This is a genomic window from uncultured Tateyamaria sp., assembly GCF_947496075.1.
In the GTDB taxonomy this organism is placed as follows: Bacteria; Pseudomonadota; Alphaproteobacteria; order Rhodobacterales; family Rhodobacteraceae; genus Tateyamaria.
This window is the reverse complement of sequence record NZ_CANMBJ010000002.1, coordinates 23,188-36,027: the sequence shown is the minus strand read 5'-3', so window position 1 is coordinate 36,027 and position 12,840 is coordinate 23,188. Positions and strand designations below refer to the sequence as shown.

Below are 12,840 nucleotides of genomic sequence, written 5' to 3'. Positions count from 1 at the left end.
TTTGATAAGGCAGCCCACTGGGCCTGATAGATTATTGCCAAACGACAAGAGGACATCATCATGGATCGTCGCAGCACTTTGAAACTGATCGGGGGCGGCGCTGCCCTGTTGACACTGGCCGCATGCGCGCAACCGCAAGACCCGGACATCGTAGATATCGCGGCTGGCGATCCGAACTTCTCAACCCTCGTCGCCGCAATTCAGGCGGCCGGACTGGTCGATACGCTGAAGGGGCCCGGTCCCTTCACCGTCTTCGCCCCTACAAATGACGCATTCGCCGCGCTGCCCGCTGGCACCGTCGACAATTTGCTCTTGCCCGAAAACAAAGACCAACTGGTCAATATCCTGACGTACCATGTTGTACCGGGCCAGATCACGGCGGGTGACGTGCTTGGCACGCGCCAGAACGTGACAACCGTGCAAGGCGGTACACTGGATGTGAACGGGATCGTCGGCAAGTTCGGGTCAGGCGTTAAAGTGAATGATGCCAATGTCATTCAGCCGGACATCTTTGCGTCGAACGGTGTGATCCACGCCATCGACGCAGTGCTACTGCCTTAAAACAGGTCCGAGCAGTGCCGGAAACTGACAGCGTTTCCGGCCCGTTTTCTGTACCAGAAAACGGCTACCACATGGTCCGGGCCGCGCGCTCGGGCCATGCCGCATCATACGATGCCCCGCCTTCATCCCCTTGAGACACTTCTGCAAGGATCTCGCCTGGAGTTGGCAGGCCCTCGGCATCGTCGCGCAACCACAGACCTGACCGGATCAGTGCCCGCGCGCATTGGGTGTAGACCTCTCCCACGCGAATCACGATCACCGTTGCCGGATGCCTCCCCTTCTGCTCGAACTGCTGTCTCAGCCCCTCATCCGCTGTTAGCCGAGCCTCACCATTTACCCGCACGACGGTATTCGACCCCGGCACCATGAACATCAGTGACACACGCCCGTCCTCGACGATGTTGCGCAAGCTGTCGAGCCGCTGGTTCCCACGCCAATCCGGCAGCGCCAGTGTTTTTGGGTCAAGCTGCAGCACGACGGGTCCATCATCACCGCGCGGGCTGCCGTCGGTTCCATCCGGACCAACAGTCGTCAGCACCACAAAGCGTGATGCGGCGATCCACTCGGCGTAAAGCGGGGTCAGATGGTCGGCCACCTTACGCAACGACGGTTGCCCCGGCGTGCCGTACAGGGCTTCCAACGCAGGAATGTCTTCAATGAACTCCATTGGGCTCAAACCCTCCTTCGCGCATCAGCGCGTCTGACCGTGCCTCGACCGTTTCCTCCAGCTCAGTCATAAACGCATCGCGCGTCATACCTTCTGGCAACACAGGCAGAAACTCCACGATCGCGGTGCCGGGCTTGCGCAAGATACCCTTGCGCGGCCAGAACACCCCAACATTTGTCGCAACGGGTACACATGGCTGTCCAAGTTGCTCATACAGAACGGCGGTTCCAACCTTGTAGGCGGCCTTGACCCCTGGTGCCACGCGCGTGCCCTGCGAATAGATGATCAATTGCCCAGGATTGGCACGTCCAGCTTCCACGTCCCGCACCATCTTGGCGATGGCCGCTCCCCGTTTCCCGCGGGCCACTGGAACGCACCCCAGCCGTTTTGCATAAATGCCAATGATCGGCGCATAGAGCAGCTCGCGCTTCATTATGAACTTGGCTGCGGGTAAGGCATGAAAGATCAGCATGATGTCCAGAAAGGACTGGTGCTTGGCTGCGATAAGCACCTCGCCCTGTGGGACCTCGCCGCGCACTTCACCCTTGATGCCCACCATCCAGCCCATGGTCCAGAACACCCACTTGCAATAGGTCTTGCAGGCCGTATAGGCCCCATTGCGACTGAAGATGGCATAGGGGGCGAACACGATGCCAAGAACGAGCATGGCGACGTAAATCTGGCCCACGAACAGGGCGGAACGGATCATCTGCATTACGTGAGGGTCCTTAGGGCGCGGCTGGCCGCATAGGCCGTGGCGAACAATGCCACTGCCGCGCAAACGAGGGGCAAAAAGACGGGCACCAACCATCCCGCGCCGGTAAAACCAAGCCCTGTCAGAAAGCCGGGGCTATCTCCGCCCGAAGGCATGAGCCATACGGCGATCACACCGATGATGGCCCCCACGACAGAGCCAACGAGGGCCCGCAGCGTAAAGCGCCTAACAAAGGCATTTGCGATATAGCTGTCTGTCGCCCCCACGAGCCGGAGCACGGCAATGACCTGCGCATTGGCAGCCAGTGCAGCGTTTGCAGCCAATGTCACCATGGCAGCGACAGTCCCAACAATGAGCAAAGCCACAGTCCACCCCAGTAGGCGCATCCGCTGTGCTGCGGACACAAGTGGTTCGCGCCAGCGGCCATGATCATCCAGCACTGCCCCGGGAACCTCCGCCGCCAGACGCAAGCGCAGGCCCGTGGCGTCGAACCCCTGATCTGCCGCTTCAATCTCGATCAGCCGGGGGACGGGCAGTGTATCCAACGGCAGCTCCTGCCCAAACCACGGGGCCAGCAAGGCCTGTTGTTCTTCGTCCGTCAGGGCACGCGCGCCTGCGATGCCCGGTGTTGTGGACAGTACCTGCAAAGCGGCAGCGGTCTGGATCGCCCGTTGATCTTCCGGTGCCACGATACGAATGGTCGCCGTGCGCGCCAGTTCCTCTCCCCATCGGTCGGCCAACCGGCCCGACGCCAGTGACAAGGCAAGCGCAAAAACCGCCAGAAAGGCCATCGCACCCGACACGAATAGGGTCAGTTGCGCTGTAAAGCCCGTGGGCGGAACAACCCGGTCCGCATGTCGATCACCCACCAGAAGAGCGCGCAAGGTGTTCCGGCCAAAAGTCACAGGTCGGCCCCCGCAAGCTGCACCCGGCGGTTCGAGATGCGCAAGACGCGTGCCTGTACCTGTGCCTTGGCGGCGCGGATCAGGGATAGGTCATGGGTGGCCAGCAGCACTGTTTTACCCATCCTGTTCAACTCGACCAGTAGGGTGAGCAAGCGCTGTGACATCTCCCAATCGACGTTGCCGGTGGGTTCGTCCGCCAGCACAACGTCGGGCGACATGATGACAGCACGGGCCAGTGCTGCACGTTGGCGTTCGCCCCCCGACAGCTCGGGCGGCATCGCGTCAGCCCGGTGGGTCAATCCAACCCAAGCCATAAGCTCGGTCAGATCACCGTTTGCCGCTTCAGCTTGTCGCCCCGACACTGTCAAAGGCAGGGCGACGTTGTCGGACACGTTCAAATGATCCAGAAACTGCACATCCTGATGCACCACCCCAACTTTGCGCCGGATCATTGCCACATCATCGCGTTCAAGGCTGCGCACATCACGCTCAAACAAGCGAATATGTCCTGCCGTGGGTAGCAACGCCCCGTAACACAGCTTGAGAAGGGTGGTCTTGCCCGCGCCAGAGGGGCCCGTCAAAAAATGAAAGGACCCAGGGGCCAGCTTGACCGAAATATCGGACAGCAATTCACCCCCACCATAGCTGTAGGCTACATTTTCCAGCTCGATCACGCGTGCCCTCGCCCCTTTGGCACCTGTTGTGCCTCAGCACCATGCCGGATTCAATCTGAATGCTCCGACAGCGGTGGTCGCACTTATGTCTTTTCTGAACAATTCCTACAACATATGGTAACACGTAAAACTGAGGCAGGACCCAAAATGCGGCTGATATGTCCCAATTGCGATGCCCAATACGAGGTTGTCGATGACGTGATCCCCTCCGAGGGGCGCGATGTGCAGTGTTCTAACTGCGGCCAGACCTGGTTTCAGCATCATCGCGACCACGCCCCTGAGGAGCCGGAGGAGGCGGAAGCACCTGCGGATCTGAGCCCGCCGGATGATGAACCGGTCGAGGACGAAGAACGCGCTGACGCGCCCGAGCCCCAGCGGCGCGAACTGGATTCTTCGGTTGCCGACATTCTGCGCCAGGAAGCGGAGATCGAAGCACAAGCCCGGGCCACCGAGGCTGAGGGCCTTGAAAGTCAACCTGACCTTGGTCTCGACAGCGCTGAGACGGATTCAGATCGCCGTGCCCGAGAAGCGCGCGAGCGAATGGCACGGATGCGTGGCGAGGAGGCCGCCCCGGAACAGGTTTCGGAAGCGGCGGTGACAGCGGCCGCTATCGGGTCCCGCCGTGACCTGTTGCCGGATATAGAGGAAATCAACTCGACTCTTCGATCGACCGGTGACCGCCAGACTGCGCCTACGGCAGATACCGCAACCGATCTGGCAGAAGTGGCGCCGCGCAAGTCCAGTTTCCGTCGTGGTTTTACGCTAATGATCCTGCTCGCGGTGATCCTTGGCGCGATCTATGTCTTTGCGCCGGATATCGCGCGGGCGGTTCCCCAAGCCGATCCGTTTCTCAGTGCTTATGTGGCGCAGGTCGACAGCGCACGGGTTTGGCTGGATGGGCAAGTTGAAGCGGGTTTGACCTGGCTCGACAACCTGTCCGCACCGGAAGAGGAAGGCTAAGCCTTAAAACCGATCCAATAGGCGCTTGAGGTAGTCAAGTTCCACGTCAGGACGTTCGCCATCACCCGAGCGGCGGCGAATTTCGTCCAGCAGATCGCGGGCGCGGCGGTACACGTCTTCGCCCTGAAGCAGCCCTTCCTCGGTACCTACAGAACCATTTGCCCCCGGATCACGGCCAAGGGGATCACGCGCTTCGGCCCGGCGATCACTTTCGCTAGTGCCCTGACCCTGCTGCGCGTTCTGTTGTTCCTGCTGCATCGCTTCGCCCAACGCGCGCATACCTTCCCGCAGCGCCTCCATGGCCTGCGACTGATTGTCGATAGCCTCTGCGAAATCACGTTCGCGCAAGGCCTCTTCCGCACCGTCCATGGCGCGGCCTGCGCGATCCAACGCATCGCGCGCATCATCGCCCTCGGGCGTGCCCGCGCCTGGCAGGCTACCCTGTTGGCGGCGCAACTCGTCCCGCAACGCCTGCTGGCGGTCGGCAAGAGATCCCTCGGATTGCCCCTCGGCCTGCTCATTGCCTTCGCCGCCGCCCTCATCGGTGCCCTGCTCGCCCTGGCCTTCGCCGCCCTGACTGTGCTGGTTGCCCCGACCCTGACCGCCATCACGGCCTTCGTTGCCCTGACTTTCACCAGTTTGCGCATTGGGATTGAACTGCTCTTGCAGATCGCGGAACGCCTGATCGCTCAGGCCTTGCTGTTCACGCAAGGTCTCGGCCAACCCTTCCATGGCCTGCTCTCCAGGGCTTTGGCCTTCGCCGCCTTGCCCTTGGGTGACCTGCATATTCTCAAGCATCTCCTGCAACTCGCGCAGGGCCTGTTCGGCCTCGGCCATGCGGCCTTGCTCCATCAGCTCCTGAATGCGATCCATCATGCGCTGGATATCGTCCTGCGTCATCTGCATCTGGTTCTGCGGCTGGTTGCGCGGGTTCTCGTCATTCTCTTGCCGATCCAACTCTGCCTGACGGGACAGTTGCTGCATGTAATCATCGGTCGCCCGACGCAGCTCCTGCATCAACTCCTCGATCTCGGCTTGGCTGGCACCATCGCGCATTGCTTGCTCCAACCGTTCGCGAGCACGACGCAAACGCTCCAACGCGTCGGACAGGTCCCCTTCCTCAATCCCGAGGGCAAGGTCCCACATATCGCGCGCAACATCTTCCTGTTGCTCATCGGTCAGGCCATAGCTGGCCAGCGTTTCAAGCCGTGTGATGACACGGCGCAGGCGCAACTGATCCACTTCGCGGCGGAAAACGTCGTCCGGACGGTGGGCCACAGCGCGCAAAATCTGCGCAACACGGGCGCTATTGTCTTTCGACCACAACAGATCGCGGCGTTGCTCGATGATGGAGGCGGCCATCGGATCAAAGAACCGTCGTCCGGGTAGGATCATCTGGAACGGTTCGGTTTCCGACTGCTGTTCCGCGGCATCAAGTGCAGTCATAACGACCGTCACAGGCAGGTTCGCCCATGGATGTTCCGAGAAATCCTCGACCAACGCTTCCTCAAACTCGGTCCGATCGCCCGTGAACGGCATTGGCAATGAAGCTGTAATTTCAGGACGCTGTTCGGGCGCGATGCGCAGGCCGTGGCGGCGATCCACCTCATCCAGATCCAGGAAAAAACGGGCCTCGCCCGCCTCGACCCCATAGTCGTCAGATGCGCCAAAGGGGAGTGTCATCTCACCCAGCGCAGTCGCTTCCGGGGCTTCCAAAACAGCGATAGCAGGAGGGATATCCGGCAAAACGGTCACCCCCCACGTCCGCCCACCTGGTCCGTTGATCGCAATCTCGCCCGACTGGACAACAGTAAAGTCCTGTTCCGGGTCCGATGCCGGGGGCACTTCGCCAATGCGGCCGGACACGGTTTCCGCAATGGTCAGCGCGCCGACCTCGCCGTACAGGCGCAAGGTGATCAGCGACCCCGCAGGGACTTCAAGCGGCCCCTCTGCAATGTCATTCAGATAGATGGTTGGGCGTCCGGTGTAGCGCGGGCTTTCAGCCCAACCTTCCCACACCGGGCCCGTTGCCAACCCGTTGCCTGCGCCCGGTGTCATGTCGGTCACCGACCCAACACGCCAAATAGAGCCAAAGATCAGCGCCACGGCAAAGATTAGCACCGCAACATAGCGCAGGGCATAGGGATCGCGGCGGGCGATGCGTAGATCGGCAGGGACGGGTTGCGCAGCGGCAGCACGCTCGGCCATGCGTGCCTGGTGCGCGCGCCACACGGCCGTCGACGCGGCATCGTCGTCCCCAATGGCCTGTTCATCCATCAGCGCCTGAATGGGGCGGCCTGGCAGCGTTTCGTCCAATCTGACCAGTGCCGCCTCGCGCGTCGGGATACGGAACCGGCGCAAGGCGTAGATCAATGCACCGATGCTTGCCAACGCCGCGACGACACCAAGGAACCAGACCAGTTCGACCATGACAGTGTCGTGGAGGCCCAGCATAAGCATCGCCAAGCACCCCAGCACCACGGTTGCCAGCGGCCACGTGGCTTGCCAGAACGCCTCGGCAAACATACCCGCCCGCGTTAGCGCAAGCGGCCAGCGCAACGCCTTCAGCCCATGCCGAACGTCATGCCTGGAAAAACTCGCCATTCATCGCGTCCCTTGCCGGTGTCGCGGCGCACCATAGCGCCCAAAGCCTCAAGAGGCCCTGAACACGTCAGAGCCACTCAGGGATGGTATCGCGATTTATCATTTCGTCAAAGGTCGGGCGTGCGCGGATCACCGCGTATTGATCACCATTGACCAAAACTTCGGGGATCAGCGGCCGCGTATTGTATTCACTGCTCATAACCGCGCCATAGGCGCCGGCCGACCGAAAAGCGACAAGGTCTCCGGCCGCAAGGGGCGGCATCATGCGCTGTTTGGCAAACGTATCCCCGGATTCGCAAACTGGCCCCACGATGTCATAGGGGGCCTGTTCCGTGCCCGGAGCAGGCTCGATCACGGGAACGATGTCGTGATGGGCCTCGTACATCGCCGGACGGATCAGGTCGTTCATTGCTCCATCCAGGATCAGGAAATCCCGCCCCTCGCCTGATTTGACATAGATGACTTCGGATACCATCAACCCCGCGTTGCCCGCGATCAGGCGCCCGGGTTCGATCTCGACCTCGCAGCCCAGATGCCCAACAGTTCGCTTGATCAGCGCACCATAATCGGTGGGCAGCGGCGGTGCTTCGTTGGAACGGGCATAGGGAATACCCAGACCGCCACCCAGATCGAGGCGGCGAATGTCATGCCCATCCTCGCGCAGCTGCACAGTCAACTCGGCCACCTTCTGATAGGCCAGCTCGAACGGAGTCAGATCAGTCAGCTGACTGCCGATATGCACGTCGATACCTATAACCTCGAGGTGGTCCATCGCGCCCGCCATGGCATAAACCTCGCGTGCGCGGGCAATTGGGATTCCGAACTTGTTCTCGGACTTGCCCGTTGCGATCTTGGCGTGGGTCTTGGCATCTACGTCCGGGTTCACCCGGATGGTGATGGGGGCGATGACACCGACCTCGCCCGCGACGCGGTTCAGCACCTCCAGCTCGGGTTCAGATTCCACGTTGAACTGGCGAATGCCGCCGATCAGGGCCTTGCGAATCTCGTCGGCCGTCTTTCCCACGCCAGAAAACACGATCTTGTCGCCCGGCACACCTGCGGCCCTGGCCCGTGCATATTCACCGCCCGACACCACGTCCATGCCAGCACCCGCCTGCGCAAGGGTCTTGAGGATCGCCTGATTACTGGCCGCCTTCATCGCATAGCAGACAAGATGGTCCATCCCCTCCAGCGCATCATCAAAAAGTTTGAAGTGACGTAGCAAGGTGGCCGTAGAGTAGACATAGAACGGCGTGCCCACGGAAGCGGCTATGTCGGCCACCGGGACATCTTCGGCGTGCAACACGCCATCGCGATACAGAAAATGATCCATGACACGCGCCTTTATCGGGCAAGCTGGCCGGGATCAATCAGGTGACGGGGCGGGACCGTAAAAACAGGTACAAAGGCAGGCCACAACTGACACCGATGCAAAATGTTGCAGGAATGGCGACAAGCGCGATCCAGTTCCGGCGCACCGCCACTTCCGAGATGATCCAAATGGTTAGGGCAAGAGCCGCAATGGTCAGGTCCCAGACCAGACCGCTGGTGGCAGCGTTCACATGCCACGCATCAACCATCGCCATCAAATCCCAGCTGTTAGCCTGAAACCAGCTAACGAAATAGTACATCGGATGGATGGCCCCCCAAATGGCAAGGCCAAGGTAGATCATGCGAATGGGGGCCATGGATCAGAAAAGACTCACGCCGACGGACAGGGGTCCTCTGCTGACGCCCACAGTGCCACCTGCGTGCACGCCGCCGGATCCCACACCGATGTTTACGCCCGCATGCGGTTGCACCGGCTCACCATCAGCACCGCAGGCTGCAAGGGCCAGCAGGGACAGGACACAAAGAACGCGGATCATGCAATCACCTCTCTCCATCGGGCGACCTGCGCACGGACTTGAGTGGGCGCAGTGCCTCCGTAACTTGTACGCGAAGCAACGGAGTTTTCCACGGTCAAAACAGTGAAAACATCGTCAGTGATGCTTTCATGCGCGGTTTTCATCTGCTCCAGGGTCAGATCAGGCAGGTCACACCCCTCGGCCTCGGCCAGCGCCACGAGGCTGCCGGTGATGTGATGCGCATCGCGGAAAGGCAGACCCAGAACGCGCACCAGCCAGTCGGCCAGGTCGGTCGCGGTCGAGAAACCGGAACCCGCCGCAGCAGCCAGACTGTCGCGATTCGCGGTCATGTCACGCACCATCCCGTCCATAGCGGCCAGCGCCAACATCCAGTTGTCGGCCGCGTCGAACACCTGTTCCTTGTCCTCTTGCATATCTTTGGAATAAGTCAGCGGCAGGCCCTTCATCACCATCATCAGCGCTGTGTGCGCGCCATAGATACGGCCCACCTTGGCCCGGATCAGTTCGGCAGCATCGGGGTTCTTCTTCTGCGGCATGATCGACGATCCGGTCGAAAATCTGTCGGACAAGGTGACAAACCGGAATTGAGCCGAAGACCAGATCACCAATTCTTCCGCAAAACGGGACAGGTGTACGGCACAGATGCTGGCCGCACCCAGGAACTCCAGCGCAAAATCACGATCACTCACGGCATCCAAAGAGTTTGCGGCAGGCCGGTCAAAACCCAGCGCCTCCGCCGTCATCTGTCGATCAATCGGGAAAGACGTCCCCGCAAGCGCTGCCGCCCCCAAGGGACTTTCGTTCATCCGGGCGCGCGCATCGCGCACGCGAGACAGGTCACGGCCAAACATCTCGACATAGGCCATCATGTGATGGCCCCATGTGACCGGCTGCGCTGTTTGCAAATGGGTGAAACCGGGCATAACCCAGTCGGCGCCCGCCTCTGCCTGATCCAGAAGGGCAGCGATCAGCGACAACAACGCACCCTCCGCCGCGTCAAACTGTTCCCGCACCCACAATTTGAAATCGGTGGCAACCTGATCATTCCGGCTGCGCCCCGTGTGCAAACGCCCCGCAGGCTCGCCGATCACCTCTTTCAGCCGCGCCTCGACATTCATGTGGATGTCTTCCAGAGCCGTCGAAAACTGAAACGTGCCTGCGTCAATTTCTGACAAGACCGTGAGCAGCCCTTCCCGGATCGCCTCCACATCCTTATCACTCAGGATGCCGGTGGCGCCCAACATGGCGGCATGGGCGCGAGAACCCGCGATGTCCTGGGACGCCATGCGCTGGTCAAATCCGATCGAGGCATTGATTGCCTCCATGATCGCATCTGGCCCTGCCGCAAAACGGCCTCCCCACATTGCATTCGCGGATTTGTCGGTCATCTGGTCGCCCACCTAAGGAAGAGACATGAAAAAAACTGTTGTCGCAGCCCTCTACATGGCCCTGAGCCTTGGTGCAATTCCCGCGCTCGCCGACACGGATGCCGCCGCAGCCCTGCGGGACGGCGACATGAAAAAACTGATCTTCCACGGCACACCCGAAGCGGTGTCGATGCAATCCTTCGATCTGGCCGATGGCGAAGGTGAGGGTTCGCTCGCCGACTATGAAGGCAAGCATATCCTGGTGAATTTCTGGGCCACATGGTGCGCGCCCTGTCGGCACGAAATGCCCATGCTATCAGAATTGCAAGCCGAATTCGGTGGCGACGACTTCGAGGTGGTGACCATCGCGACAGGCCGGAACAACCCGGCCGCCATTGTGAAATTCCTTGAAGAAATCAACGCAACCAACCTGCCCCGTCATCAAGACCCGAAACAGAAGCTGGCCGCGCAAATGGGCATCTTTGGCCTGCCAATCACCGTTCTGATCGACCCCAAAGGGCGCGAGATCGCCCGCCTTCGCGGCGATGCCGACTGGTCATCGGACAGCGCCAAGGCGATCATCGCAACATTGATCGAGCGCGAAGACAGCTAACTGCCATTCATTGGCTGAATGCGACTTAACCGGGGTGTGATGAGTTCGACCAGCTCCGGGTCCATAAACCCAAAGCGGTCGGGAACATTCAAGACACGCACAGCCACATCGCGTAAATTGGCACCAAACCTCTATTGCAAGAGCCGCTTCTGCCGATGTTGCATGACGATCACCATGTCGGCCCATTAAGGTGTTCCTTAGACACGTGTTCGTCGGCATCTCTGCTCAACCCGGCAAAGTCTGCTTCGAACCCTGGCCACGCCGCGGCAACATCAGCAGCCGTGGGGCTACGTATCCAGGCCTTTCCGGAGAAAAACAACACGCGATACATGTCACGCGGATAACGTACTATCGTCTTCAAACGCCACTGGCCTTTGATGCGATAAGCCGCAGCTCGCAAGCGATACTTATTTTTTAATATTTATTAACAATAACATACGTTTACACATGGCTCACTGTACCTGCGTTCCATAAACAAACCTGACGCAACGCCAAGCTTGACGATTGCGCGCCTGCTACGCTGAAGTGGCAACAGGGAGGATCAGGCCGTGCCATTGCACATCCTGCTCATTTTAGTGGTCGGTGGCATCGCGGGCATTGCGCTCGTGTTGCATTGGCTTGGCTTGTCCAAGGTCCCGCCTTTCACACCGGAAACAGCCAGTGCCGCATGGCTGCGCGCGCACCCGGATGATGTGATCGAAAAGACAATGATCACCGCCGATGGACGTGCCGCACGGATCACGACAGAGCGCGGTCCGGGTATCCTGTGGCAGATGGGGGCAGACACATGCGCCCGACTGCTGACAGGCAACGAAACGCTCCGCATCAACGCAAAATCGACAACGCTTTACCTTGATGACTATGCCGCTCCGAAAGTGCGGCTGCATCTCACCTCCGACGAATACACCGACTGGCAAACGTGGATCACCCAAAAATGATGAGCGACCTGACCTACCCCGACGTCGTACAACTCGCTGTCCCCTTCTTCATCGTCGCGATTGCCATCGAACTGGCGTGGATCGTCATCAAACATCGCGGCGGGCGCTACGAAACACGTGACGCCGTCACATCGCTGATCATGGGGGCTGGCAGTGTCGCGTCGGGCATCATCTTGGGCTTCATCGCCTGGGGGTTTTTCATGTGGCTCTGGGCGATCACCCCATTTGATCTCGGAACCGGCATCTGGGTTGTGCTGATCTGCTTCGTGCTGGATGACCTGCGGTACTACTGGGTGCACCGTTTCGGGCACCGCATCCGCTGGGTCTGGGCCAGCCACGTCAACCACCACTCCAGCCAACACTACAACCTGACAACGGCATTGCGGCAGACCTGGACAGGCACCTTCACCTTCATGATGGTTGTCCGTGCACCCTTGATCCTGCTCGGCTTTCACCCGGCCATGGTGCTGTTCGTCGGCGGCCTCAACCTGATCTACCAATTCTGGATTCATACCGAAGCCATCAGAAAACTGCCCCGCTCGGTCGAGGCCGTGATGAACACACCCAGTCACCACCGCGTCCATCACGGACGCAACGCTAGGTATCTCGATGCCAATTACGCTGGTGTCTTCATCATCTGGGACAAGATTTTCGGCACCTTTGTTCCAGAGCTGGACAGTGAAAAGCCGGACTACGGGCTGGTCCAGAACATCGGCACCTTCAACCCGATCCGGGTCGCGTTTCACGAATGGGTCGGCATCTGGAAGGATGTCACCCAACGTGGGCTGACGCTCAAAGATCGCCTGCTCTACACAGTTGCCCCACCGGGATGGAGCCACGATGGCTCCCGCGATACTTCAGCAAAGATCAAGGGCAAGCATCTGGAACGCGCGCCTCAGGACAAGGGCACGCCAGGGTTCAACTAAACCGTTTATCTTGACCGGAAACACGATGGGGCCGCCCGCAAG

General features: G+C 60.2%; 14 protein-coding genes. 5 read left to right on the top strand and 9 right to left on the bottom strand.

What is annotated here, in order from left to right; translation table 11 throughout:
• Positions 1–60 precede the first annotated feature (60 nt).
• Positions 61–561 carry a fasciclin domain-containing protein gene (locus Q1A51_RS04030; RefSeq protein WP_299201269.1) on the top strand — a complete coding sequence of 167 codons (501 nt, stop codon included), beginning with the start codon at positions 61–63 and terminating at the stop codon, positions 559–561.
• Positions 562–625: 64 nt separating this feature from the next.
• Here the strand turns inward: Q1A51_RS04030 and Q1A51_RS04025 are convergent, their stop codons facing one another.
• From Q1A51_RS04025 to Q1A51_RS04010, 4 genes are read right to left on the bottom strand one after another with little or no spacing between them, the layout of a single operon-like run.
• Positions 626–1,228 carry a pyridoxamine 5'-phosphate oxidase family protein gene (locus Q1A51_RS04025; protein ID WP_299599558.1) on the bottom strand — a complete coding sequence of 201 codons (603 nt, stop codon included), beginning with the start codon at positions 1,226–1,228 and terminating at the stop codon, positions 626–628.
• Positions 1,215–1,943, bottom strand: a complete 729-nt coding sequence (locus Q1A51_RS04020) for a lysophospholipid acyltransferase family protein (protein WP_299599559.1) — start codon at positions 1,941–1,943, stop codon at positions 1,215–1,217. The genes Q1A51_RS04025 and Q1A51_RS04020 overlap by 14 nt, the downstream gene beginning before the upstream one ends.
• Complete coding sequence (locus Q1A51_RS04015; RefSeq protein WP_299671171.1) at positions 1,943–2,848, bottom strand: FtsX-like permease family protein; 906 nt, start codon at positions 2,846–2,848, stop codon at positions 1,943–1,945. Before Q1A51_RS04015 ends, Q1A51_RS04020 begins: the two co-directional genes overlap by 1 nt.
• A complete protein-coding gene (locus Q1A51_RS04010; protein WP_299201258.1) occupies positions 2,845–3,522 on the bottom strand; it encodes an ATP-binding cassette domain-containing protein in 678 nt (225 codons plus the stop codon). The genes Q1A51_RS04015 and Q1A51_RS04010 overlap by 4 nt, the downstream gene beginning before the upstream one ends.
• 147 nt (positions 3,523–3,669) lie before the next feature.
• Here Q1A51_RS04010 and Q1A51_RS04005 point away from each other — a divergent pair, with 147 nt between their 5' ends.
• Complete coding sequence (locus Q1A51_RS04005) at positions 3,670–4,482, top strand: zinc-ribbon domain-containing protein (RefSeq protein WP_299599564.1); 813 nt, start codon at positions 3,670–3,672, stop codon at positions 4,480–4,482.
• A 3-nt stretch (positions 4,483–4,485) separates the two neighbouring features.
• Here Q1A51_RS04005 and Q1A51_RS04000 read toward each other — a convergent pair whose 3' ends face one another.
• From Q1A51_RS04000 to argH, 5 genes are all read right to left on the bottom strand, one after another.
• The gene (locus Q1A51_RS04000; RefSeq protein ID WP_299599566.1) at positions 4,486–7,086 is read right to left on the bottom strand and encodes a TIGR02302 family protein; all 2,601 of its coding nucleotides are present in this window, start codon (positions 7,084–7,086) and stop codon (positions 4,486–4,488) included.
• A gap of 67 nt (positions 7,087–7,153) precedes the next feature.
• Complete coding sequence (lysA, locus tag Q1A51_RS03995; RefSeq protein WP_299599568.1) at positions 7,154–8,419, bottom strand: diaminopimelate decarboxylase; 1,266 nt, start codon at positions 8,417–8,419, stop codon at positions 7,154–7,156.
• A 37-nt stretch (positions 8,420–8,456) separates the two neighbouring features.
• Positions 8,457–8,774: a DUF2834 domain-containing protein gene (locus Q1A51_RS03990; RefSeq protein WP_299599570.1), complete on the bottom strand. Its 318-nt coding sequence runs from the start codon at positions 8,772–8,774 to the stop codon at positions 8,457–8,459.
• Positions 8,775–8,777: 3 nt separating this feature from the next.
• Positions 8,778–8,954: a hypothetical protein gene (locus Q1A51_RS03985; RefSeq protein ID WP_299201241.1), complete on the bottom strand. Its 177-nt coding sequence runs from the start codon at positions 8,952–8,954 to the stop codon at positions 8,778–8,780.
• Positions 8,951–10,342 (bottom strand): argininosuccinate lyase, encoded by a 1,392-nt coding sequence (gene argH, locus Q1A51_RS03980; protein ID WP_299599572.1) that lies wholly within the window; start codon positions 10,340–10,342, stop codon positions 8,951–8,953. Before argH ends, Q1A51_RS03985 begins: the two co-directional genes overlap by 4 nt.
• A 25-nt stretch (positions 10,343–10,367) precedes the next feature.
• Between argH and Q1A51_RS03975 the strand changes: the two genes are divergently transcribed.
• The 3 genes from Q1A51_RS03975 to Q1A51_RS03965 all read left to right on the top strand — a co-directional run bounded on the left by Q1A51_RS03975 (position 10,368) and on the right by Q1A51_RS03965 (position 12,798).
• Positions 10,368–10,934: a TlpA disulfide reductase family protein gene (locus Q1A51_RS03975; protein WP_299599574.1), complete on the top strand. Its 567-nt coding sequence runs from the start codon at positions 10,368–10,370 to the stop codon at positions 10,932–10,934.
• Positions 10,935–11,482: 548 nt separating this feature from the next.
• Positions 11,483–11,872 carry a hypothetical protein gene (locus Q1A51_RS03970; RefSeq protein ID WP_299599576.1) on the top strand — a complete coding sequence of 130 codons (390 nt, stop codon included), beginning with the start codon at positions 11,483–11,485 and terminating at the stop codon, positions 11,870–11,872.
• A complete protein-coding gene (locus Q1A51_RS03965) occupies positions 11,869–12,798 on the top strand; it encodes a sterol desaturase family protein (RefSeq protein ID WP_299599578.1) in 930 nt (309 codons plus the stop codon). Before Q1A51_RS03970 ends, Q1A51_RS03965 begins: the two co-directional genes overlap by 4 nt.
• The last annotated feature ends 42 nt before the right edge of the window (positions 12,799–12,840 follow it).

Coding starts and splice junctions, on each gene's coding strand:
- Q1A51_RS04030 (WP_299201269.1), top strand. CDS start 61: ATGGATCGTCGCAGCACTTTGAAACTGATCGGGGGCGGCGCTGCCCTG.
- Q1A51_RS04025 (WP_299599558.1), bottom strand. CDS start 1,228: ATGGAGTTCATTGAAGACATTCCTGCGTTGGAAGCCCTGTACGGCACG.
- Q1A51_RS04020 (WP_299599559.1), bottom strand. CDS start 1,943: ATGCAGATGATCCGTTCCGCCCTGTTCGTGGGCCAGATTTACGTCGCC.
- Q1A51_RS04005 (WP_299599564.1), top strand. CDS start 3,670: ATGCGGCTGATATGTCCCAATTGCGATGCCCAATACGAGGTTGTCGAT.
- Q1A51_RS04000 (WP_299599566.1), bottom strand. CDS start 7,086: ATGGCGAGTTTTTCCAGGCATGACGTTCGGCATGGGCTGAAGGCGTTG.
- lysA (WP_299599568.1), bottom strand. CDS start 8,419: ATGGATCATTTTCTGTATCGCGATGGCGTGTTGCACGCCGAAGATGTC.
- Q1A51_RS03990 (WP_299599570.1), bottom strand. CDS start 8,774: ATGGCCCCCATTCGCATGATCTACCTTGGCCTTGCCATTTGGGGGGCC.
- Q1A51_RS03985 (WP_299201241.1), bottom strand. CDS start 8,954: ATGATCCGCGTTCTTTGTGTCCTGTCCCTGCTGGCCCTTGCAGCCTGC.
- argH (WP_299599572.1), bottom strand. CDS start 10,342: ATGACCGACAAATCCGCGAATGCAATGTGGGGAGGCCGTTTTGCGGCA.
- Q1A51_RS03975 (WP_299599574.1), top strand. CDS start 10,368: ATGAAAAAAACTGTTGTCGCAGCCCTCTACATGGCCCTGAGCCTTGGT.
- Q1A51_RS03965 (WP_299599578.1), top strand. CDS start 11,869: ATGATGAGCGACCTGACCTACCCCGACGTCGTACAACTCGCTGTCCCC.